The sequence below is a fragment of the Trinickia camelliae genome, from assembly GCF_053525655.1.
Window position 1 is genome coordinate 41,846 of the sequence record NZ_JBCHAA010000012.1, and the last position, 21,746, is coordinate 63,591.

Sequence of the window (21,746 nt, forward strand, 5' to 3'; positions counted from 1 at the left end):
CAGATCCGCCATCTTACGAAAGGGTTTCGCAAGAATAACAAAAAACGCCGGCGAACCGGCGTTTTCTGTTTGAGGCTTGAGTCGCGTCGTCGATTACAGAATCGACTTCAGCAGGCGGCCCATTTCCGACGGGTTGCGCGTCACCTTGATGCCGCAGCCGTCCATGATTTCGAGCTTCGCGTCGGCCGTATCGGCACCGCCCGAGATCAGCGCGCCGGCGTGGCCCATGCGCTTGCCCGGAGGCGCCGTCACGCCTGCGATGAAGCCGACCACCGGCTTCTTCATGTTGTCCTTGATCCAGTACGCCGCGTTCGCTTCGTCCGGGCCGCCGATCTCGCCGATCATGATGACGGCGTCCGTATCCGGATCGTCGTTGAACATCTTCATCACGTCGATGTGCTTGAGACCGTTGATCGGATCGCCGCCGATACCGACCGCCGACGATTGGCCGAGGCCGAGCGCCGTCAGCTGAGCCACGGCTTCATACGTCAGCGTGCCCGAACGCGACACGACGCCGATGCGGCCCTTGCGGTGGATGTGACCCGGCATGATGCCGATCTTCAGCTCGTCCGGCGTGATCGTGCCCGGGCAGTTCGGTCCGAGCAGCAGCGTCTTGCGGTTTTCGCGGCGCATGCGGTCGCGCACTTCGATCATGTCGCGAACCGGAATGCCTTCGGTGATGCAGATCGCGAGATCGAGATCGGCTTCCACCGCTTCCCAGATCGCCGCAGCCGCGCCTGCCGGCGGCACGTAGATGACCGACACGGTTGCGCCCGTCTCAGCCTTCGCTTCCTTGACGCTCGCGTAGATCGGAATGCCTTCGAAATCTTCGCCGGCCTTCTTCGGGTTCACGCCCGCGACGTACGCTTCGCGGCCGTTCGCGTATTCACGGCAAGCGCGCGTGTGGAACTGGCCGGTCTTGCCGGTGATGCCCTGCGTGATGACCTTGGTGTCTTTGTTGATCAGAATCGACATGTATTTGACCTCTGTTCGTTGAGCGCGCTTACTTGCCGGCAGCAGCCGCGACGACCTTCTGCGCAGCTTCTTCCATGCTGTCCGCCGAGATGATCGGCAGGCCGGATTCGGCGAGCATCTTCTTGCCCAGGTCTTCGTTGGTGCCCTTCATGCGCACGACGAGCGGCACGCCCAGGTTCACCGCCTTCGAACCGGCGATCACGCCTTCCGCGATCACGTCGCAGCGCATGATGCCGCCGAAGATGTTCACGAGGATCGCCTTCAGGTCCGGGTTCTTCAGCATCAGCTTGAACGCTTCGGTGACCTTCTCGGTCGTGGCGCCGCCGCCGACGTCGAGGAAGTTGGCCGGTTCGCCGCCGAACAGCTTGATGGTGTCCATCGTCGCCATCGCGAGGCCCGCGCCGTTCACGAGACAGCCGATGTTGCCGTCGAGCGAGATGTACGCGAGGTCGAACTTCGACGCTTCGACTTCAGCCGGATCTTCTTCGTCCAGATCGCGGTACGCGACGATTTCCGGATGACGGAACAGCGCGTTCGAATCGAAGTTGAACTTGGCGTCGAGCGCGATCACCTTGCCGTCGCCCGTCAGGATCAGCGGGTTGATTTCGGCGAGCGATGCGTCGGTTTCCCAGGTCGCCTTGTAGAGACCTTGCAGGATGGCGCGCGCTTGCGGAATCGAAGCATCGGGCACGCCGATCTTCTTCGCGAGATCGTCGGCATCGGCGTCTTGCAGACCCTTCGACGGATCGACTGCCACCTTGTGGATCGCTTCCGGCGTCTTCGCGGCGACTTCTTCGATGTCCATCCCGCCTTCGCTCGAAGCCATCACGACGACCTTCTGCGACACGCGATCGATCACGAGGCCAACGTACAGTTCCTTCTTGATGTCGGCGCCTTCTTCGATCAGCAGACGATTCACCTTCTGGCCTTCCGGGCCGGTCTGGTGCGTGACGAGCTGCATGCCGAGGATCTGGTTCGCGTATTCACGCACCTGTTCCAGCGACTTGGCGACCTTCACGCCGCCGCCCTTGCCACGGCCACCCGCGTGGATCTGAGCCTTGACGACCCACACCGGGCCGCCCAGCTCTTCAGCGGCCTTGACCGCATCTTCCACCGAGAACACCGGCGTGCCGCGCGGTACCGCGACCCCGAATTTCCGCAGGATTTCCTTACCCTGGTACTCGTGAATCTTCATGCGTGATTCCTTCAGTCTGAGAGTTGGATTGAACTTCGATGACGCTAATTTATTTCGAGGCAAGCGCCTCAGCTTTGGTATGTGTGCCGCCTTCCTCGCTGCCGGCAGCTAGCGCCGCATCCTGGCGTTCCGCTGCGCGCGGCGCGTGGCCGTACCAGCGGGGATAAAACTGACGGACCGCTTCGCCGTCGAACCGCAATGCCTGACAGCGATCGAGCTGAAACGGCGGCTTGGTGTTTGCAGCCTCGCCGTTGCCGCCTTGACTTGCCTCACCCGGTGAATCGTCGCGCGTGTTCCAGACGTCGCCCGCGAAAGCCTGAATTGCGGCGGTCGGCAGGATGGCGCACAACTCGGTGAGATGCGTGCATCCCGCGACGCCACCCAACAGGCGGTTCGCTTCGCGGCGGAAATTCTGGAACAGGTTGAGCCCGATAAGGGCGCGGTAGGCGGGATTGGCGGCTTCGCAGTGACCGGGATAGGGCACCCAGTCGGACGACGCTTCCGCGTCGACGACGTTGAGCTTGCGATCGATCGTGATGCGAAGCCAGAGTTCATGAATCGGCAGGCCGTTGGGCCGGACACCGGGCGCAAGCGCCACGTCACGCGGCTTATGATCGGTCAGGCACGCCTCGATGTCCCACAAGCCGTCTTCACGCTCGAACGCTTCCGCTCGAATTGCGCGGCGATGGCGCAACTTGCGGGAGACGGGCGGGGAAAGCGGCATGCGAGAGGAGACGGCTGAATGGGAAAACCCGGGGATTTTAGCATACTGGGTATTTGAGATAGACCGAGGTCCCCACAAGCCGAGGCTGTGGCGGACGTGGACGGTTGCACCGGTCGCAACCTTCTCTTTATAGGCTGTCGTTACACCCTGTCGTCACTCGTCCTCCTTACACGCCGTCCCAATCCTCGTCGCCGCCCTTCAGGATTTTGACGATCGTCGCGCGGGAGAAACCACGCATGGCCAGAAAGCGCGCTTGCTTGGCGCGCTCGGCAGGGGTTTCGGGAAGGTGGCCGTACTTCTTGCGCCAAACGGCTTGCGCGCGAGCCAGTTCGGTCTCGCGAAGCTGCGCGCCGACTTCTTCGATCAGGGCGTCGCCCACCGCATGGCGGCGCAGTTCGCCGACAATCCGGCTCGTCCCCATGCGCGCCGCGCGGCGATGAACGAGACTTTCGGCAAAGCGTGAATCGGACAGCCAGCCTTCGCTCTCGAGCGAATCGAGCAGCGGTTCGAGCGCGTCGGCCTCTTCGACAAAGGAAGCGAGCTTGCGCGAGAGTTCGGAGCGGCTGTATTCGCGTCGCGACAGATAGTCGAGCGCACGAGCCTTCAATGAGCGGGCTGGCTTTTTCGAGCGCCCGGAAGACTCGTCAGATGAGGCCGAGGGCTCTCGACGCGAGCGGGTATAGGTGGGTTCGTTCGATTGACCGGTTAATGACCCGGCATTCGCCGAGTCAGAACCGGTCACATCTGCTGTCGACGCGCGACGACCCTCTGCGAGATCGTGCGCGTCGAATGACTCAAATGGATCGAAAGGATCAAGCGGATCGGACCGAGCCGCTTCACGCTCTTCTTTACCGCGCCCCGAATTCGACGCCGCCCGACCCTTGCGCATCACGCGATGCTTACTCTTCGTCCGCGACTTCGACGCCTTCCGCAGCGCCAGCCGGCATCGCGTTCACGCCAAGCGATTCGCGGATGCGGTTTTCGATCTCGAGTGCGATGTCGGGATTCTCACGCAGGAATTCGCGTGCGTTGTCCTTGCCCTGGCCGATGCGCTCGCCGCTATAGCTGTACCACGCACCCGCCTTGTCGACGATCTTCGCTTGCACGCCGAGGTCGATGACTTCCCCTTGGCGCGAAATGCCTTCGCCGTAGAGAATGTCGAAAATCGCTTCGCGGAACGGCGGCGACACCTTGTTCTTGACGACCTTCACGCGCGTTTCGTTGCCGATCACTTCGTCGTTCTTCTTGATCGAGCCAATGCGGCGAATGTCGAGGCGCACCGACGCGTAGAACTTCAGCGCGTTGCCGCCCGTGGTGGTTTCCGGGTTGCCGAACATCACGCCGATCTTCATGCGGATCTGGTTGATGAAGATGACGAGGCAGTTGGTGCGCTTGATCGTGCCGGTGAGCTTGCGCAGCGCCTGCGACATCAGACGCGCTTGCAGACCCGGCAGCGAATCGCCCATTTCGCCTTCGATTTCGGCCTTCGGCACGAGCGCCGCGACCGAGTCGATCACGATCATGTCGATCGAGCCCGAGCGCACCAGCGCGTCGGCAATTTCAAGCGCCTGCTCGCCGGTATCAGGCTGCGAGACCAGCAGATCCGACACGTTCACGCCAAGCTTGCTGGCATAGTTGATATCGAGCGCGTGTTCCGCGTCGATGAACGCGGCCGTGCCGCCGAGCTTCTGCATTTCGGCGATGACTTGCAGCGTCAGCGTGGTCTTGCCCGACGATTCCGGCCCGTAGATTTCGACCACACGGCCACGCGGCAGACCGCCGACGCCGAGCGCGATATCGAGGCCGAGCGAGCCCGTCGACACCACTTGAATGTCTTCGGCCACCTCGCCGTCGCCGAGCCGCATGACCGACCCTTTGCCGAACTGCTTTTCGATCTGCGCGAGCGCTGCAGCGAGTGCCTTGCTCTTTTCAGCAGTCAGTCCAGCCGAGCCTTTCTTGCTTTCTTCCATGAATCGTCCTTTGCTATGATGAACGGCGTCTGAGGTGGGTGCGCGGGCCCTTAGCGGTTAGTTGCTGAACCAGCGCACGAAACGCAGACACTGTATAAAAAAACAGTGGTTTTTGCAAGCCCGAGGCAACGCGTATTGGCGTCGCATGTGCGAATTGACAACGGGTAACAACCGGGCACGCCCCCGGGCAGCCAACACCACACGATATTCGGAGACCGCCGCGCGCCGGGCGACGCTGTGGCACAGCGCGGTGCCGCGGTAACTGCAACGCGGCAGCGGCACATCATGCGAATTCTCATTGCTGAAGATGACAGCATACTCGCGGACGGTCTCGTCCGATCACTCCGCCAATCGGGCTATGCCGTCGATCACGTGAAGGGTGGCGCCGAAGCCGATGCCGCCCTCTCGGTGCAAGCCTTCGACCTCCTGATCCTCGATCTCGGGCTGCCGCGCCTGTCCGGCCTCGAAGTGCTGCGGCGCCTGCGCGCCCGCAATTCGAACCTGCCCGTGCTGATCCTCACCGCCGCCGACAGCGTCGAAGAGCGCGTGAAGGGCCTCGACCTCGGCGCCGACGACTATATGGCCAAGCCGTTCGACTTGAACGAGCTCGAAGCGCGCGTGCGCGCGCTCACGCGCCGCGGCGCGGGCGGCGGCCCGACCGTCGTGCGGCACGGCTCGCTCGCGTTCGACCAGGTGGGCCGCATCGCCACCGTGAACGATCAGGTGATCGACCTCTCGGCACGCGAACTCGGCCTGCTCGAAGTGCTGCTGCAACGGATCGGCCGGCTCGTGTCGAAGGAGCAGCTCGTCGACCATCTGTGCGAATGGGGCGAGGAAGTCAGCAACAACGCGATCGAGGTCTACGTGCACCGGCTGCGCAAGAAGATCGAGCCGAGCGGCGTGCGGATCATCACCGTGCGCGGCCTCGGTTACTGCCTCGAGAAAGCCGCCCCGGCCGCCGGCGCCGCGCCATCGTCCAGTGCTTCGGACGCGACTTCGAACGGCGCAGCCAAGTCGCCGGCGAATCACTCGTCCAAGTAGAGACGTCACATGGCCTCGCCAGCTTCCGCGGAAGGCGCCGCGGCACCCGCAGAGCGTCCGGGGCACACGCCGCCGGAGCCCGCGGCCACGCGCGCGGCAGACCCCGACGAGGTCCGCGACGCCACCTACGCCAACCCCTTCGCGCCGCCCGACGAGACCGAGGCCACGCCCGAAGCGCGCCCGCGCTCGCTGTTCGGCGAGATTCTCGACTGGATGCTCGCGCCGCTCCTGCTGCTCTGGCCGATGAGCATCGCGGTCACCTATCTCGTCGCGAAGACGATCGCCAACGGTCCGTTCGACCGCGCGCTCGAAACCGACGTCTACGTGCTCGCTCGTCAAATCCAGCCGGTGAACGGCGTCGCTGAACTGACGCTGCCCGCGTCGACGCGCGACTTCCTCTCCGCCGACAACGTCGACAAAGTCTTCTACCAAGTGCTCGGCACACGCGGCGAGCTGGTCGGCGGCGATGCCGACCTGCCGCTGCCGCACGAAGACGACCGCCCGCAGCCCGGCATCGTCGAGTTCCGCGACGACATGCTGCACGGCAACGACATCCGCATCGCGTACACGACGGTCGAGTTTCCGCACGAGGCCGCCTGCGAGGACGCCGCAGTCCGCGCCGCCGGGTCGGCGGTCTGCGGGGCGCCGGTGCTCGTGCAAGTCGCCGAGACGCTCGACAAGCGCAGCCAGCTCGCCAACGACATCATCAAAGGCGTGATCCTCCCGCAGTTCGTGATCCTGCCGCTCGCGATCGTGCTCGTCTGGTTCGGGCTGTCGCGCGGCCTTGCGCCGCTCACGGCGCTGCAATCGAACCTGCGCGCGCGGCGGCTCGACGACCTCTCGCCGCTAGAAGCGCGGCGCGCGCCGCCCGAGATCGAGCCGCTCGTCACCTCGTTCAACGACTTGCTCACGCGTCTCGCGCAGAACATGGAGCTGCAAAAGCGCTTCATCGCCGACGCCGCGCATCAGATGAAGACTCCGCTCGCCGGCCTGCGCACGCAAGCGGAGCTGGCGCTGCGGCAGGACGTATCGGCCGAGGTGCGCCGCTCGCTCGAACAGATCGCGACGAGCTCGGAGCATGCCGCGCGCCTTGTCACGCAGCTGCTCGCCCTCGCACGAGCGGAAAGCAGTATGTCGGGGCAAGCGTTCGCGCGAGTCGAGGTGTCCGAGCTGGCGCGGCTCACGGTCCGCGACTGGGTGGAGCCGGCGCTCGCCAGGCAGATGGATCTCGGCTACGAAGGCCCCGATGCACCTATAACGGTCGACGGCAACCCGGTCATGCTGCGCGAGATGCTGTCGAATCTGATCGACAACGCGATTCGCTATACGCCTCAAGGCGGCCGCATTACGGTTCGCGTGCGGCCCGACGAGCCGAATCAGCAAGTGCACCTCGAAGTCGAGGACACCGGGCCCGGCATTCCGCTCGCCGAGCGCGCCCGAGTGCTCGAGCGGTTCTATCGGATTCTCGGCCGCGAGGGCGACGGCAGCGGGCTCGGGCTCGCGATCGTCCGCGAGATCGCGACGATGCACGGCGGCACGCTCGCGATCGACGACAACGTCTATCAATCCGAGCCGCGCCTGGCCGGTACGCTCGTGCGCGTCAGCCTGAGGACCTCTGAAGCGGTTCAGGACTTACCCTGAGTGCGTCGGTTTTCGCCCGCCACCAAGCGCGACACAGAAAGCATATGGGCGACGTTGAATGCGCAATGCGAGAAATTAGATGAAGAACGCCGCAAATCGCACCTGTGTGCACTAGACCCCATTTTGAGATTTCGCGTCAGTACGCCGTAAGTTTCCGCTCCAATAATCGTCGACGGGAGCGCCTTACCCAGCGCTCCCTGCGCGTATATCAAAATTGGAGACAGCACATGGCAACCGTAGGCGGTCAAATTTCACACGCGCCGATGACAAGCGACGAGAAGCGGGTGATCTTCGCGTCGTCGCTCGGCACCGTTTTCGAGTGGTACGACTTCTATCTGGCCGGCTCGCTGGCCATCTACATCAGCAAGAGCTTCTTTTCCGGCGTCAACCCGACCGCGGCGTTCATCTTCACCCTGCTCGGCTTTGCCGCCGGCTTCGCGGTGCGGCCGTTCGGCGCGATCGTGTTCGGACGGCTCGGCGACCTCGTCGGCCGCAAGTACACGTTCCTGATCACGATCGTCATCATGGGCCTGTCGACGTTCATCGTCGGCTTCCTGCCCGGCTATGCGGCGATCGGCATTGCGTCGCCGGTGATCTTCATCGCCATGCGGCTGCTGCAAGGCCTGGCGCTCGGCGGCGAGTACGGGGGCGCCGCGACCTATGTCGCCGAACACGCGCCCGCCAATCGGCGCGGCTACTACACGTCGTGGATCCAAACGACGGCGACGCTCGGCCTGTTCCTTTCGCTGCTCGTGATTCTCGGCGTGCGCACCTCGATCGGCGAGGAATCGTTCGGCGCCTGGGGCTGGCGCATTCCGTTCGTCGCGTCGTTGATCCTGCTCGGGGTATCCGTCTGGATCCGGCTGCAGCTCAACGAATCGCCGGCGTTCCTGCGCATCAAGTCGCAAGGCAAGACTTCGAAGGCGCCGCTGACCGAAGCGTTTGGCGAGTGGAAGAACCTGAAGGTCGTGATCCTGGCGCTGGTCGGCTTGACGGCCGGGCAAGCGGTGGTCTGGTACACGGGTCAGTTCTATGCGCTCTTCTTCCTCACGCAAACGCTCAAGGTGGACGGCACCAGCGCCAACATCCTGATCGCGCTGGCGCTTCTGATCGGCACGCCGTTCTTCGTGTTCTTCGGCTCGCTGTCGGACCGGATCGGCCGCAAGCCGATCATCATGGCCGGCTGCCTGATCGCGGCGCTCGCGTACTTCCCGCTCTTCAAGGCGCTCACGCACTTCGCAAACCCGGCGCTCGAAGCCGCGACGCAGAAGTCGCCGATCGTCGTCGTCGCCAATCCCGACGAGTGCTCGTTCCAGTTCAACCCGGTGGGTACGGCGAAGTTCACGAGTTCGTGCGACATCGCGAAGAGCGCGTTGTCGAAGGCTGGCTTGAACTACGCGAACGTGGCGGCGCCGGCGGGTTCGCTCGCACAGATCAAGGTCGGCGACACCGTGATCGACACCTACGACGGCAAGGCCGCCGACGCGAAGGACAAGGGCAAGGCGTTCGACAAGACGCTCGCCACGACGCTCAAGAGCGCCGGCTACCCAGCGAAGGCCGACCCGTCGCAGCTGAACTGGCCGATGACGGTCGTGATCCTGGCGATCCTCGTGATCTTTGTGACGATGGTGTACGGGCCGATCGCAGCAATGCTCGTGGAGATGTTCCCGACACGGATTCGCTACACGTCGATGTCGCTGCCGTATCACATCGGCAACGGCTGGTTCGGCGGCTTCCTGCCGGCGACGGCGTTCGCGATCGTCGCGGCGCGCGGAGATATCTACTCGGGGCTCTGGTATCCGATCGTGGTGGCGCTGATCACGTTCGTGATCGGCATGCTGTTCGTCAAGGAGACCAAGGACTCGAATATTTATTCGAGGGATTGAGCTCCTCGAGTTGACGGACGGAGGCGGCTCTTGGCCGCCGGATGAGGTAGATGACGAGGCAGTCGAAAAACTGAGATGGTGGGGTTGACAGGCTGCCTTGTCGTCGTCATAATTTGCCTTCTTTGGCGAATTAGCTCAGTCGGTTAGAGCGACGGAATCATAATCCGCAGGTCCGGGGTTCGAATCCCTGATTCGCCACCAAATGCAAAAAGCCGCTGATCCGCAAGGTTCAGCGGCTTTTTCGTTTGGCGCGCGATGGGCCGCCTGGTAAGCCATCCGCGAATGCACAAGCTGCCGCACCGCTATCAAAACCGCTTTGGGGTCTACTATCTCCGGCTGATCCGCGCCGGGCGGGAACGAAGAAATCCCTGCGCATGAAGGACTTCCGCCAAGCTAAACCCGCTATCAGCAGACCAAGCCGCTGATGGAGTTCAATGCGACACTCGATCGTTTCGACATTGAATTGCCGATGCCTTTTAAGTGAGAGAATGAAACGAGCAAATCACTCAAAGAACGAAAATGCTCCTTCCACTTAACGACGCCGTCGTCGCGGCAGTCTGCCAACTGGTCGACGACTCTAAGGCGAAACAATCCGGCGGCGACTACCGCGAGCCAAGCCATTCCGACATTGAATTTTTGGTTAACAGGGCCGGCCTGGGCGCTCTTGACCCGAAGCAGCAGGGGCAGCAGATCGGCAAAGCGAAGCGGGTTCGTGCAATCCTGCACGACGCGATGCTCAACGACGAAGAAGCCGGGGCGCAACTCGTTCACGCCCTGCTCGCCAAGGTTCGCGCGTGCGGAGGCTTCCGCAAGGGGTCCGAGAACTACGTCGGTGACGAGGCCATTGCCAACGCCAAGGCAACATTTGATACCGAGGGCTTCTGGCTAGCAGACGACGGCACCTTCGGGGCCAAGGTTCTCGACGGGTTAAAGGGCACGGAAATGACCACCGCCCTCCAAGCCTATGCCGTTCGGGCGCAGCGCGGCTCGCAAGACGCCGCGCTACTAATGGGGACCGGCAAGGACTTGATGGAAGCAACAGCCGCTCATGTGTTGATGTCGATAGGCGGCGCATACCCCACGGGAGCGAACTTCGGGTCATTGCTCGGCATGGCGTTCATGGCGCTCGGCTTGAAGGTTCCGGAGCAGCAGCCCGAACCTGGTGAACTACCCATCGGCGCTTTGGAACGCAGCCTCTTTTCGGCGGCCTGCGCGGCCAACAAGTTGAGGAACAAGGAAGGAACCGGCCATGGGCGCCCGTGGCTACCACGCGTAGGTAACGCGGAGGCCAAGGCGGCAGTCGAAGTCGCGGGATCCGTTTCAGCCTACATGCTCGCGAAACTGCAATCGAGAACTCGTTGAAAATCGCAGTCCGAAGCGAGCCCACGAACCAGGCGCACGACACCGAGATCGCCATGAAAATAAGCGAAGTCACTCGCCGTGACATCATCGACTCGCTCGTTTCGGAGGGCGTGGAGTGGAGCGGGCGACTGGAAGACCAGGAATTCCTTGCCCGGCTGTTCGACTTGAATAGCCTGCCGTCAACCGATCACAGGTTTTCCAATGCCGCTGGCGACATCTGGAAGCATCGCATCGCCAATTTCGATTGGCCTTCCGATTGGGTTTTCTATGACGAGCGCTTCAACCTTTTGCATGGCGACGACGAAGTGTTTCTCCGCTTTCTCTGTGAGATGCTTCACCCCGTTGTGCGGCCTGACCCAACGGAATGTGAGCGCCTTCTCCAAATGTTCAATCAGCGGCTAGTCGCCGACGGGTTTGAGCTCGCCGAGCGGACCCGCATTTCCGGCCGGCCGGTTTACGCCGGGCGGCAGGCTGGGCTCGCGAACTCGAAGCCAGGGGTGTCGGCCGCGAAGCAAGCCCTCGCGGGCACCGATCCCGGATATGTGTCGCAGCAAATCACCCGTATGGAGGCAGCTCTCGATAGCGATCCTAGCTTGGCAATCGGCACCGCGAAGGAGCTGGTCGAGTCATGCTGCAAAACCATTTTGTCGGAACGCAGCGTGGATTTCGCCAGCGGCGCAGCGCTACCCGAGCTAGTGAAGTTGGTCGCCAAAGAACTGCGTCTCACGCCCGACGGAATTCCCGACGAGGCCAAGGCCGCCGAAACGATCAAGCGGCTGCTCAGCAACCTCGCGAGCATCACCCAAGGGGTTTCTGAACTTCGCAACCACTACGGCACCGGCCACGGCAAAGCCGCGGGCGCCCGAGGGTTGCAGCCACGCCACGCGCGGCTGGCCGTCGGAGCGGCGTCGACTCTGGCGGTTTTTCTCGCCGAAACGCATGTCGCGAGGGCGAAGTAGGCCGTCCGCGAGAAGCGCGGCGTCCGCTGACTCAAATATCCTAGCGTCGAGCTCGCCGAAACCGACCCTGGTAACAAGTCCCGTCACCAGCGTTGCCCAAACTTTTCCGAATTGACTATCTGAACGAAAACGTCGGAAACTCTCCAAAAACATTATTGCAAATCAACCAGTTATTCGAATCGCATACGGCAAAAGCATTAGCCGAACGGGGATAGGAATGGCGGTAAAAGAGGCAAAGACCAGAAAGGAGCGGCTGACTATATATAGGATTGTCGGCGACGCGATTCGCGACGAGCTGATCGTCAAAACCGACATGGCGAAGGCGCCGATTCCGCTTAAAATCGCCTACGGCGAAGCGACCCTGTATGTGAAAACATCTCCACCGCTCGCTCCGCCGGGCTGGACGACGTTTTTGCTGGACGGCCAAGATGTCGAGCCTGGGCTGTTCATCGGCAACAAATCCGAAGGTGCTGTACTCGTTGTCCGCGACTTGGGCGAAACATTCGCGCTGTCGTTCGGCATGGGGTATCACTTGGTCAACCAAGACCACGTCGAGCGAGATTTCGGCTTGCGCGTGACCCTCAACTCGGTGAACCCAGACAGGTTGCGGAGCCTCGACAAAGCCAGCTATGAAGATAACTGGCTGAACACCCGGAACCAAAGCCCCCGAGACGCGGATATCTTCGACCTTCGGGCCGATTGGGAAATGGACATGGTGCACGCCGTCACGGGCGCCTCGGCTGTTGAACTCTTTGGCGACCAGGTGACCGGCCGCGACGCGCTGTCTATCGCGCCTGCCGCGAAGCTCGACGACTTGCGCAAGATCCTAAAAGAATCCCTCGATCGACGAAACAGACCGCTACCGGAGCGATTCGCCTGGATCGACAACGTGAATCGCGTCAAAAAACGCGAATTGATCCAGGCGCTGGACGAACTGCTCGACGAAATGTTGAAAACCGATCCGCAAAACCCGTGCATCTGGATGGGCGAGCCGGAAATAGTCGATTGGGAGCGCCAAGCGGGATATTCGTTCGACCGGCGGTCGTCCTCGCCAATCCATTCAACTCTGCAATTGGGCGCGCTGCTTCAACACATTCGTGACCGCAACGAGACAGTCTGTTTGGCTGCAATGAGGACAAATCATGTCTATGCGAATGACGCCAACGGCCTGTGCATCGACTCATGGTCCGCCCACCGGTGCCTCTATGCAGAATTTGACTTGCACGGCGAGACCTATATTTTGCGCAACGGCGACTGGCACGTGGTCAACCGCGACTTCATGGAAAAGGTCGATCTCGCGCTGAGAAAATTAGAAGTCGACTCGACCCCGATGCCTGTCTACAACCACGCAAACGAGGGCGAATACAACGCGGCGGTTGAGGCTGGTGACCCGCGCATCGAGCTAATGGATAAGAAAAACATCGCTGTTGGCGGCCCGTTCGACAAGATCGAATTTTGCGATCTCGTCAGAAACGGCCGGGACCTCATTCACGTCAAGTATTACCGAAGCTCGGCGACACTAAGCCATTTGTTCGCCCAAGGCATGGTTTCTGGCGAAGCCTTTGTAAAGCACGAGGAATTTCGACGAAAACTCAATGACAAGCTGCCCGAGAGCATTCGACTTTCAGACATTTCGGCGATTCCGAATTCTCGTAACTACCGAATCGTTTACGCGATCGCCACCAGCAAAGATTTGCCGAAAGATTTGCCGTTTTTCTCGAAAATTTCCCTAAAAAACGCCGCTCTTTCTCTGCAAACTCTCGGCTACAAGGTGGCGATCGCCAAGATTTCAGTCGATCCCGTTCTGGTGAACACTAAAAAATTCCGCCGCGTTGAACCCCGCAAGAAACGCTCGTCGCAAAAAGCAGCCGCAACGGCATGATTGCCCCACGGTGGAAACGACGGGACAATTATTGGGGCCAAGAACTGAGGCGTGGTATGCGACAGACAACTCGCCCCAGACTCTCACCCGGCTCATTTGGCACCTCGGCAAGCCCAAAGGTAGATGGGCCCCATTCGCCTGTCGATGAACCTACGGAATTCGTCAAATGAAAAAAGCCCGCTAAGGGGCTTTTTTCATTTCGCTGGATGCAACTACGCTAAGCAGGCATCAGCCTCTTCCTGTTCTAAATTAAATGGTTGCAGTTTCGATTTTTCCAGCGGCTTGGTTCGCTTCCTTGGAAAAGCATAGCGATCAGCAGCAAGCAGTCCTGTGGAATCGAAAAGTACCTCAATACCTCGAGCCGAATATAAACGCCGCCGAAAAATCGTCTGCTTTTGCGCAGACATCGGCGCTAGCATTTTAATGATTTCTTCAAGCGACATATCAGCAGTCGCCGGGGCGAGACGGGACCACTCTGCATGCACGTCAACCATCCAAGCTTCTGCCATATCAACGGCATTCGCCTTGTCTTCTATCGCAACTGGCTTAGAGAAGGTAACGGTATGGACATCCTCTGATTGCTCGTGATCGGCACCCCTGCTCGCATGGGTAGCCACTCCGCCAAACGCCCGTCGCCCGGCGGGCTGTGGAGAAGCCGCCGCCTTTCGCTCAGCCTGGCGGTCACTTTCTCGCCCACGAGCAATGTACAAAGCGACACATAGCACGCAAGCCGCTCCCGACAGACCGATAAAAGTCGGAGCGACCCAGTTTGCCGGAGGGAGGTGTTGCGCTACCAGCACCATAAGCGCGACGCCGAACAAACAGACGTTCGTCACCCGAACATATGTCTTGTCAGACATTAGCACTCTCACGATTCTTTCTCCTTACTTGAGTGTTGGGCCAGCAGCGTCGTCCATCCAAGTCCAGCCCCGAAAGCTTGCGGCCATGTTGCAGGCTGCGCGAAAAGCAGCGCAATGAATGTTCCGCAGACAACAAATGCGAGTAACTCAAGCGACATCCGCACTCGGCCCGGCTTGACGTCGAAGCGGTCAAACGCCATCGAAAAGCCGTGTGTTCTCATATCCTTGGCGCCAAGACGGCACCATAAGATAGTAACTCCAAAAGCTATTACCACGAGAACCGACCACGTCGGCTGCGGTCCCGTAATGTTGTCCAAATGCAGGCCCAATGGTCCATCGCTGGACACCGCTGCGCTAGCAGCCGTCATACCAGCAATCACCGTTAACCCTCCCCGAGACCCAGTTTATTCTGAGTAGCCTCCAATTTTTGCAGCGCAGCATCAAAATCTGCGCGCAAACGTGTCAGCTGCTCTTTCGTCATTTGGCACCAAAGTACCTGTCCTTCTGCATCAGTGTCTATGTTTGCTACGACAACAGGTACCATTGAACGAACTTCGTTGCCCTCGAACGAGACGCGAACATCGATTCCCAAAGTGAAACTTGTAAGGTTGGGGAGGACCGCCCGAGCGTCATCAGTTCGCTCAACCTCGCTGCGAAGGGCCTGCCTCTCAGCGCATGCTATCTCAAAGAAATTCTTAAGAGCGTCAGATAACGTCTCGTCTATGACGCCCGCCTTAATAAAAATCTGACGAAATCGCTCCGGGGCGAGGTCCACGGAGGTGCGAGCAAAAATCGTTGTCGTTAGCGCTGCCGCGGCGATTGCTGGAGCGGCGACGTTCGCGTCCTTTCCCAGCCGAGCGGCAACTTCATCAGAGTCGGGCAGGGACGTCGCGATAGCTTGGCGAGCGCCTTCAACCACGATTCGTTGCTGCTGCTCGCTCATCTCACTCAGCAACGAAAATCCAAAACGAAACAATGACTTAGCTTGAGCAGGTAGGTGTGTAACGTAGTCCAGCGCCTGCGCTTCGTTCACGAATTCGATCATTTTTACCTTCTAGCCTTCGCGTTTTTATCGCCAGTTTACCCCAGCGACAGTCTGGGCGAAATTGATACACCAGTCGTGTTAACGGCAGAACTGTCTTTCAGCGCAGGCCTTGATAACGGCAGCACCACTGATACCTGTATAAAAACACAGTAGTCCATCGCTTTTTCCGGCAACGCGGGACTAGCCGATTAGCACGAAGGATGATACGCCCTGCGTCACGGAAATACCGCGACACCTGTCAGCCCTTCGGCCAGACAGGCCCTTGTAACCAGGGGTTCAGAGCGATTTGGCAGGTACGTCCCTGATTCGCCACCAAATGCAAAAAGCCGCTGATCCGCAAGGTTCAGCGGCTTTTTCTTTGTGCTCGACCGGAAATTGCGTCACTGGTCGCTGAGCGGCAGCCACTATCAGCGCGCTCCCCCCGCTGCATCCACCTTCCATTCGACGTCGCCGGCACATCCTCGACCAGTCAATCGACTAAAAGACCCCATGCGCAGTCATCGCCCTATGACTGCCCTAAGCCTGTCTTGCCACACTGCGTCCATCCCAATCATCTCGACCGAGAGACCACGATGAACGCGCTATCGACACCTCCATCGACAAGCTGGCTCAGCAAAGTCCCCGAAATCGCCTTGTCCTTTTGGATCATCAAGATCATGTCCACCACGGTCGGCGAAACGGGCGCCGACTTCCTGGCGGTCAATGCCGGCTGGGGCCAAGGCATGACGCGCGCGGTCATGGGCGCACTGCTCGCAGCCGCCCTCTTTGCGCAGTTGCGCACGCGGCGCTACACACCTTGGATTTACTGGCTGACGGTCGTCCTGGTTAGCGTCGTCGGCACCCAGATCACAGACTTGCTCACCGATGGTCTCGGCGTCAGCTTGTACGTCAGCACATCGGCGTTTGCCCTGGCGCTCAGCGTCATCTTCGCGGTCTGGTATCGCGTGGAGCGCACCCTCTCCATTCACGACATCGTCACGCGCAGCCGCGAGCTGTTTTATTGGGCCGCCATCCTCTGCACGTTTGCGCTCGGCACGGCGGCAGGCGATCTGGCGACCGAGGCCCTGAGCCTTGGCTTCGCCTGGGGCGCCGTGTCGTTCGGCGCGCTGATTGCCCTCACGTACGCGGCCTGGCGCATGGGCGGCAATGCCGTTCTGACCTTCTGGATCGGCTACATCCTGACGCGCCCCTTCGGCGCCGCGCTTGGCGATTTGCTGACGCAGGCCAAGACCTACGGCGGCGTCGGCATGGGCGCGATGTGGACCAGCGCCCTCTTCCTGACCGTGATCGTGATGCTGGTGGCCGTCGAGCAATTCAGCGCGGGCGGCCGCCGGAACACGCGAGCCATTCAGTAACCCGCCATCCATAACTCAAGGAAAAAATCATGCGCGACCTTCTTTCGCTCGTCCGTCCCATTGCCGCAACGTCGGCCATCGCGGTCCTGGCCCTGGCGGCCGGATGCTCCAAGTCCGCGGACACGGCTGCAGCAAGCACGGCCTCGGCGGTCCCTCAAACCAGCTCGGCCGTCGAGGCAAAAACCGCCTCCCGACTGGGCGACTTGAGCGCGTTTCGCAGCATTGCCGCCGACGTCGCCGCCACCGTCGACAAGGGCGACCTTCCTGCGGCCAAGGCACGGATCAAGGACCTGGAGGTCGCATGGGACTCCGCCGAAGCCGGCTTGAAACCGCGCTCGCCGCAGGACTGGCACACCGTCGACAAGGCCATCGATCGCGCACTGGCCGCGCTCCGCGCCGACGCCCCCACCCAGAGCGACTGCAAAAAGGCCATGTCGGATCTGCTGAAGACCTTCGACACCGTCTGATAGTCAGGTCGAGCGCAGCACGGGCTTCTCCCCGAGCGAGTTCATGCAGCGCTTCGCCGAGGACGAATCTTTCCGGATGTTTCGGCTGTGGGCGTGATGCTACTTCCGGCGGGCGGCGCATTTCCCCGATGAAAGTTCGCGTAATTTCAATTAACAATTGCCAGCGGAAAATAGTATAGGCACGTCAATTGGGAAAAATCAGATTGCCATTGTTCGAAATCCAACAATTAACCGGCAGTAATATTTCAAAAGAAAGTTGGCGAAATGTTATTGGATATTACACCAATAACATACCCCGATATTCATGCTATTCTGGACGCGCTTGATTGACCAGAAGAGTCTTTTAATCAGGCAGTTGGGGCGTGTCCTGGACAGCGGGCACGCCCCGTTTTTTTGCATTACATTCGCACTTTTTCAGCTCAATATTACAAAGAAAGAATCTGAAAACAGCAAAAAAGCAACACCAAATCAATTTAATAAAAATATTGCGATATTCTCCGCAACTCGATAACAACCGCTTGACGGTTAACGGAGAAAAGATGAAGAAGATCGCATTATCCAGCCTCTCGCTGGCCATACTCGGCACGGCCGGCGCGGCGCATGCGCAGAGCAGCGTCACGCTGTACGGCTTGATCGACGCCGGCATCACTTACACCAGCAATCAGGGAGGCTCGCACAACTTCCAGGAAACCAGCGGTTCGGTGAACGGCAGCCGCTGGGGCCTGCGCGGCTCGGAAGACCTGGGCGGCGGCCTGAAGGCGATCTTCACGTTGGAAAACGGCTTCAGCATCACCAACGGCAAGCTCGGCCAGAACAGTCTCGAGTTTGGCCGGCAGGCATTCGTCGGTCTGTCGAGCGACCAGTACGGCGCGGTCACGCTCGGCCGCCAATACGATTCCGTCGTCGATTACCTGGGCCCCCTCGCGCTGACCGGCACCGGCTACGGCGGCACCATGACTGCGCACCCGTTCGACAACGATAACCTCGACAATTCTTTCCGCATCAACAACTCGGTCAAGTACCAGAGCGCGAACTTCGGCGGCCTCAAGCTCGGCGCGCTGTATGGCTTCTCGAACGAATCGGGCGGCTTCGCCACGAACCGCGCGTACAGCTTCGGCGCGTCGTACAACTACGGTCCGTTGAATTTCGCGGCCGGCTATCTGCAGTTGAACAACTCGGGCACCTCGCTGAATTCGAGCGGCGCAGTCACCGCCGACACCACCTTCACGGCCGGCACGCAACGCACCTATGGCGCAGGCTTGAACTACACGTTCGGCCCCGCGGTCGTCGGTCTCGTGTTCACGCAGACCCACCTCGACAACGCCACCGGCATCGGCGCATCGGCGTCGGGCACGTCGAGCGGCTTGACGCTGACGGACGGCAGCGCGCGCTTCACGAACTATGAAGCGAACGCGCGCTACAGCATCACGCCGGCGTGGTCGGTTTCGGGCGCTTACACGTTCACCGACGCGCGCCTCGACGGCGTGAGCCCGAAATACAACCAGGTCAGCCTGCAGACGGCGTACGCGCTGTCCAAGCGCACCGACATCTACCTGATGGCCGTGTACCAGCACGTCAGCGACACGGGCAATTCCGGCATCACGGCGGATATCAATGGCCTGAGCAGGTCGTCGACGGACAGCCAGGTGGCCACGACGATCGGCTTGCGACATCGCTTCTGACGCTGGTCTCGCTGCACCTGAAGCACGGGAACCCGGCCACGCGCCGGGTTTTTTGTTTTCCCGCACCTGGGCGCAACTACGCCCAACCTGCCGCCACAACCGCCCCACAAGACTCGCGCCCCATTTCCCGACATCAAATTCAGGCAATCCTGATACAAACCCGCCCTTTAGCCACCCCGTCCGACTGCCGTATACGCCGTTGTGTATGACCCGAATCTGCGCCTGCCACCGTCGGACACCCAGCGTGACCAGCCCTAGGCAAGCCCCGTAGTCGAAACTTCCGGCCAGCGAGAAAAAGGTGACAAAAGACTTTGCGAGAAGCGCAGCTTCGCGCGCACCCGATTTCAGCCGCGCCGCACCAGATTAGGTTCAAGCCGGGTCACTGAAATGCGTCTTACCAAACTGATGCCGAAAAGCCGCGGGGAGCACAGCGTACTCATGCGCTCCCAGTTCGAAGCATTTTCGAGGCAGTTGCCGCTGCTTTATCTGATTCTCGTCATCAACAGCCTCGCGGTCGCCTACACCCACATCGGGAAAGCGCCCGCGCTGCTCAGCGAGTACATCCCGTTCACGCTCTGCGTCGCATGCGTGGTGCGCCTGTGGATCTGGTCGCGGCGCAGGAAGTTGATTGCCTCCCTGAGCGACCGCCAGATCGCCCGGCGTCTGACGAACACCATCTGGCTGATCGTCCTGCTCGGTTGCTTGTTCACGGCCTGGGGACTGAGCCTGTACCCATACGGGGACGAGTACGAGAAGGCCCACGTCGCGTTCTACATGTCGATCACCGTGATCGGCTGCATCTTCTGCCTGATGCACATGCGCACGGCCGCGCTGCTCTTGACGGCAATCGTGCTGATCCCGTTTGCGCTGTACTTCTCGACGACCGGCAACCCCGTGCTTGTCGCGATCGCCGCCAACATGGTTCTGGTGTCGATGGCGATGATCAAGGTTCTCCTGACCTACTATCGAGACTTCTCCGATCTGGCGCGCTCGCAGATCGCGCTCGAACAAAAGCAACACGAACTCGAAGCGCTCAACGCGGAAAACCACCGCCTGGCCAATGCGGACAGTCTGACCGGACTCCCCAATCGGCGTCACTTCCTTAGCCTGTTGGCGGACCGGTTCGAGCGCGGCCCGTTGCCGGAAAGCCGCTTCGCAGTGGGCATCATCGATCTCGACGGTTTCAAGCAGGTCAACGACCTGCACGGCCATGGCGCGGGCGACACCCTGCTCGAAGAAGTCGGTCGAAGATTGCTGGCATTTTCGGATGGACAACTGCAAATCGCGCGCCTCGGCGGCGACGAGTTCGGCTTGTTCATTCGCAGCCTCGAGACGGAGCAACAGCTTCTCGACGTCGGCTCGGCTATATGCGACGCGTTGCGCAAGCCCTACGAGTTGCCGCGCGCGACAGCGCGAATCTCCGCGTCGATCGGCATCGCCATGTTTCCCGAGGCGGGCAGAACCTCGGAGCAGCTATTCGAGCGCGCGGATTACGCCCTTTACTACGGCAAGGAAAATCGCCGCGGACACACCACGATCTTTTCCGAGCAGCATGAAAGCCGCATCCGCGAGTTCAGCAGCGTCGAGCAGGCGCTGCGTCAAGCCGATCTCGAGAAGGAAATGGCGCTGCACTATCAGCCGATCGTCGATGGCAGGACGCGCGAAATCAGGGCATACGAAGCGCTCGCGCGATGGCACAGTCCGGCGCTGGGCGACGTTCCACCGAATCTGTTCATCCGGGTCGCCGAGAAGAGCGATCTGATTCATCAAGTGACGGCCGTGCTGATCGGCAAGGCCCTCGCATGCATGACGCAGTGCGACCGGCACATCCATGTTTCATTCAATCTTTCGGCTCGCGATATCGCGTCTCCCGAGGCGGTGGAGAAGATTCGGGAGACGGTGCGGAAAAGCCGCGTCGATGCCGGCAGGCTCACGTTTGAGATCACCGAAACGGCAGTCGTACAGGACTTCGAGCAAGGGCGCGCGGCCCTATCCGAGCTGAAAGCGCTGGGCGCGAAAATCTCGCTCGACGACTTCGGCACCGGCTACTCGAGCTTGCACTACATCCATCAGTTGCCGCTGAACGATGTGAAGGTCGACCGGAGCTTCGTGCAGAACATTGCACACGACACCGCCGCGCAGGGCATCGTGCGCAGCATCGTGGAGCTATGCCGCAACCTCGGGCTCACGTGCGTGATCGAAGGCGTGGAGACGGACGAACAGGTGGCCGTGCTTCAACGTCTCGGATGCACGTTCATGCAGGGTTATCACTTCGGCAGGCCCGCCCCGTTCGATACCGTTCAATCCCAGCAATTCCGAAACGCCACGGCCGCAATCACCGGCACGCAGATCACGAGCGGAATCGCGAAGATCGGCAGCTCGGCGTAAATCACCCACGCCACTCCGACGGCGAACGTCGCCAGTCCGATCAGGACAGAAAGCACGTTCACCATGCGCTTGGACGGGCCCTTCTTCGCCGTTTGAGGTTCTACTGATTGGGGGTCCATCGCCGGCTCCCTGTCTCGCGTTAGCGCTCGTGGTTCGACGGTTTTATTGATTCGCGGTCTGTTCGCGATAGCACGCATCCTTCCACGAACTGCGGACGTCGCGCAGTTGCCAAGCGTACGGTGCTAATGCTGTAAGTAAAACGAACTAGGGTCTGCCGCACGTAAACCGTGTGGCCAATCGCCGAGTCAATTCGG

The 21,746-nt window shown here is 60.7% G+C and carries 18 protein-coding genes and 1 tRNA gene; 11 read left to right on the forward strand and 8 right to left on the reverse strand.

Annotated features, from left to right (window positions below):
• Positions 1 to 93: 93 nt before the first annotated feature.
• The 5 genes from sucD to recA form a co-directional block, all read right to left on the reverse strand.
• On the reverse strand, positions 94 to 975 hold the full coding sequence (sucD, locus tag AAHK20_RS19925) for a succinate--CoA ligase subunit alpha (RefSeq protein ID WP_136894786.1): 882 nt from the start codon (positions 973 to 975) through the stop codon (positions 94 to 96).
• A 28-nt stretch (positions 976 to 1,003) separates the two neighbouring features.
• A complete protein-coding gene (sucC, locus tag AAHK20_RS19930; RefSeq protein ID WP_449183405.1) occupies positions 1,004 to 2,185 on the reverse strand; it encodes an ADP-forming succinate--CoA ligase subunit beta in 1,182 nt (393 codons plus the stop codon).
• Between the two features lie 34 nt (positions 2,186 to 2,219).
• Complete coding sequence (locus tag AAHK20_RS19935) at positions 2,220 to 2,894, reverse strand: DUF2889 domain-containing protein (protein ID WP_449183237.1); 675 nt, start codon at positions 2,892 to 2,894, stop codon at positions 2,220 to 2,222.
• 166 nt (positions 2,895 to 3,060) lie between these two features.
• The gene (recX, locus tag AAHK20_RS19940) at positions 3,061 to 3,783 is read right to left on the reverse strand and encodes a recombination regulator RecX (protein ID WP_449183238.1); all 723 of its coding nucleotides are present in this window, start codon (positions 3,781 to 3,783) and stop codon (positions 3,061 to 3,063) included.
• Positions 3,784 to 3,793: 10 nt separating this feature from the next.
• Entirely contained in the window at positions 3,794 to 4,864 is a 1,071-nt protein-coding gene (recA, locus tag AAHK20_RS19945) for a recombinase RecA (protein WP_449183239.1), read from the reverse strand.
• Between the two features lie 285 nt (positions 4,865 to 5,149).
• On the opposite strand from recA, the gene AAHK20_RS19950 reads away from it, so the two are divergent.
• From AAHK20_RS19950 to AAHK20_RS19980, 7 genes are all read left to right on the forward strand, one after another.
• Positions 5,150 to 5,905: a response regulator gene (locus AAHK20_RS19950; RefSeq protein WP_449183240.1), complete on the forward strand. Its 756-nt coding sequence runs from the start codon at positions 5,150 to 5,152 to the stop codon at positions 5,903 to 5,905.
• 9 nt (positions 5,906 to 5,914) lie between these two features.
• On the forward strand, positions 5,915 to 7,546 hold the full coding sequence (locus tag AAHK20_RS19955) for a sensor histidine kinase (RefSeq protein WP_449183241.1): 1,632 nt from the start codon (positions 5,915 to 5,917) through the stop codon (positions 7,544 to 7,546).
• Positions 7,547 to 7,773: 227 nt separating this feature from the next.
• Positions 7,774 to 9,432: an MFS transporter gene (locus AAHK20_RS19960; protein ID WP_449183242.1), complete on the forward strand. Its 1,659-nt coding sequence runs from the start codon at positions 7,774 to 7,776 to the stop codon at positions 9,430 to 9,432.
• Between the two features lie 124 nt (positions 9,433 to 9,556).
• Positions 9,557 to 9,633, forward strand: a tRNA-Met gene (locus AAHK20_RS19965).
• Positions 9,634 to 9,951: 318 nt separating this feature from the next.
• Positions 9,952 to 10,794, forward strand: coding sequence for an abortive infection family protein (locus AAHK20_RS19970; protein ID WP_449183243.1), 843 nt, complete (start codon positions 9,952 to 9,954; stop codon positions 10,792 to 10,794).
• Positions 10,791 to 11,753, forward strand: a complete 963-nt coding sequence (locus AAHK20_RS19975) for an abortive infection family protein (RefSeq protein WP_449183244.1) — start codon at positions 10,791 to 10,793, stop codon at positions 11,751 to 11,753. Before AAHK20_RS19970 ends, AAHK20_RS19975 begins: the two co-directional genes overlap by 4 nt.
• 217 nt (positions 11,754 to 11,970) lie before the next feature.
• Positions 11,971 to 13,635 (forward strand): TIGR04141 family sporadically distributed protein, encoded by a 1,665-nt coding sequence (locus AAHK20_RS19980; protein WP_449183245.1) that lies wholly within the window; start codon positions 11,971 to 11,973, stop codon positions 13,633 to 13,635.
• Positions 13,636 to 13,847: 212 nt separating this feature from the next.
• Here AAHK20_RS19980 and AAHK20_RS19985 read toward each other — a convergent pair whose 3' ends face one another.
• From AAHK20_RS19985 to AAHK20_RS19995, 3 genes are all read right to left on the reverse strand, one after another.
• Positions 13,848 to 14,495, reverse strand: coding sequence for a hypothetical protein (locus AAHK20_RS19985; RefSeq protein WP_449183246.1), 648 nt, complete (start codon positions 14,493 to 14,495; stop codon positions 13,848 to 13,850).
• Between the two features lie 8 nt (positions 14,496 to 14,503).
• Positions 14,504 to 14,716 (reverse strand): hypothetical protein, encoded by a 213-nt coding sequence (locus AAHK20_RS19990; protein ID WP_449183247.1) that lies wholly within the window; start codon positions 14,714 to 14,716, stop codon positions 14,504 to 14,506.
• 161 nt (positions 14,717 to 14,877) lie between these two features.
• A complete protein-coding gene (locus AAHK20_RS19995; protein WP_449183248.1) occupies positions 14,878 to 15,540 on the reverse strand; it encodes a hypothetical protein in 663 nt (220 codons plus the stop codon).
• Between the two features lie 572 nt (positions 15,541 to 16,112).
• On the opposite strand from AAHK20_RS19995, the gene AAHK20_RS20000 reads away from it, so the two are divergent.
• The 4 genes from AAHK20_RS20000 to AAHK20_RS20015 all read left to right on the forward strand — a co-directional run bounded on the left by AAHK20_RS20000 (position 16,113) and on the right by AAHK20_RS20015 (position 21,432).
• Positions 16,113 to 16,895, forward strand: coding sequence for a COG4705 family protein (locus tag AAHK20_RS20000; protein ID WP_449183249.1), 783 nt, complete (start codon positions 16,113 to 16,115; stop codon positions 16,893 to 16,895).
• 29 nt (positions 16,896 to 16,924) lie between these two features.
• On the forward strand, positions 16,925 to 17,362 hold the full coding sequence (locus AAHK20_RS20005) for a hypothetical protein (RefSeq protein WP_449183250.1): 438 nt from the start codon (positions 16,925 to 16,927) through the stop codon (positions 17,360 to 17,362).
• Between the two features lie 539 nt (positions 17,363 to 17,901).
• Positions 17,902 to 19,044 carry a porin gene (locus AAHK20_RS20010; RefSeq protein ID WP_449183251.1) on the forward strand — a complete coding sequence of 381 codons (1,143 nt, stop codon included), beginning with the start codon at positions 17,902 to 17,904 and terminating at the stop codon, positions 19,042 to 19,044.
• Positions 19,045 to 19,482: 438 nt separating this feature from the next.
• Positions 19,483 to 21,432 (forward strand): putative bifunctional diguanylate cyclase/phosphodiesterase, encoded by a 1,950-nt coding sequence (locus AAHK20_RS20015; protein ID WP_449183252.1) that lies wholly within the window; start codon positions 19,483 to 19,485, stop codon positions 21,430 to 21,432.
• The last annotated feature ends 314 nt before the right edge of the window (positions 21,433 to 21,746 follow it).

Excerpts from the sequence above, each read along its gene's own strand:
- AAHK20_RS19990 (WP_449183247.1), bottom strand. The coding sequence starts at position 14,716 with ATGAGAACACACGGCTTTTCGATGGCGTTTGACCGCTTCGACGTCAAG.
- AAHK20_RS19935 (WP_449183237.1), bottom strand. The coding sequence starts at position 2,894 with ATGCCGCTTTCCCCGCCCGTCTCCCGCAAGTTGCGCCATCGCCGCGCA.
- AAHK20_RS19985 (WP_449183246.1), bottom strand. The coding sequence starts at position 14,495 with ATGTCTGACAAGACATATGTTCGGGTGACGAACGTCTGTTTGTTCGGC.
- AAHK20_RS19960 (WP_449183242.1), top strand. The coding sequence starts at position 7,774 with ATGGCAACCGTAGGCGGTCAAATTTCACACGCGCCGATGACAAGCGAC.
- AAHK20_RS19950 (WP_449183240.1), top strand. The coding sequence starts at position 5,150 with ATGCGAATTCTCATTGCTGAAGATGACAGCATACTCGCGGACGGTCTC.
- AAHK20_RS19955 (WP_449183241.1), top strand. The coding sequence starts at position 5,915 with ATGGCCTCGCCAGCTTCCGCGGAAGGCGCCGCGGCACCCGCAGAGCGT.
- recA (WP_449183239.1), bottom strand. The coding sequence starts at position 4,864 with ATGGAAGAAAGCAAGAAAGGCTCGGCTGGACTGACTGCTGAAAAGAGC.
- recX (WP_449183238.1), bottom strand. The coding sequence starts at position 3,783 with ATGCGCAAGGGTCGGGCGGCGTCGAATTCGGGGCGCGGTAAAGAAGAG.
- AAHK20_RS19995 (WP_449183248.1), bottom strand. The coding sequence starts at position 15,540 with ATGATCGAATTCGTGAACGAAGCGCAGGCGCTGGACTACGTTACACAC.
- sucD (WP_136894786.1), bottom strand. The coding sequence starts at position 975 with ATGTCGATTCTGATCAACAAAGACACCAAGGTCATCACGCAGGGCATC.
- AAHK20_RS19980 (WP_449183245.1), top strand. The coding sequence starts at position 11,971 with ATGGCGGTAAAAGAGGCAAAGACCAGAAAGGAGCGGCTGACTATATAT.
- AAHK20_RS20015 (WP_449183252.1), top strand. The coding sequence starts at position 19,483 with ATGCGCTCCCAGTTCGAAGCATTTTCGAGGCAGTTGCCGCTGCTTTAT.
- AAHK20_RS20000 (WP_449183249.1), top strand. The coding sequence starts at position 16,113 with ATGAACGCGCTATCGACACCTCCATCGACAAGCTGGCTCAGCAAAGTC.
- AAHK20_RS20010 (WP_449183251.1), top strand. The coding sequence starts at position 17,902 with ATGAAGAAGATCGCATTATCCAGCCTCTCGCTGGCCATACTCGGCACG.
- AAHK20_RS20005 (WP_449183250.1), top strand. The coding sequence starts at position 16,925 with ATGCGCGACCTTCTTTCGCTCGTCCGTCCCATTGCCGCAACGTCGGCC.
- AAHK20_RS19970 (WP_449183243.1), top strand. The coding sequence starts at position 9,952 with ATGCTCCTTCCACTTAACGACGCCGTCGTCGCGGCAGTCTGCCAACTG.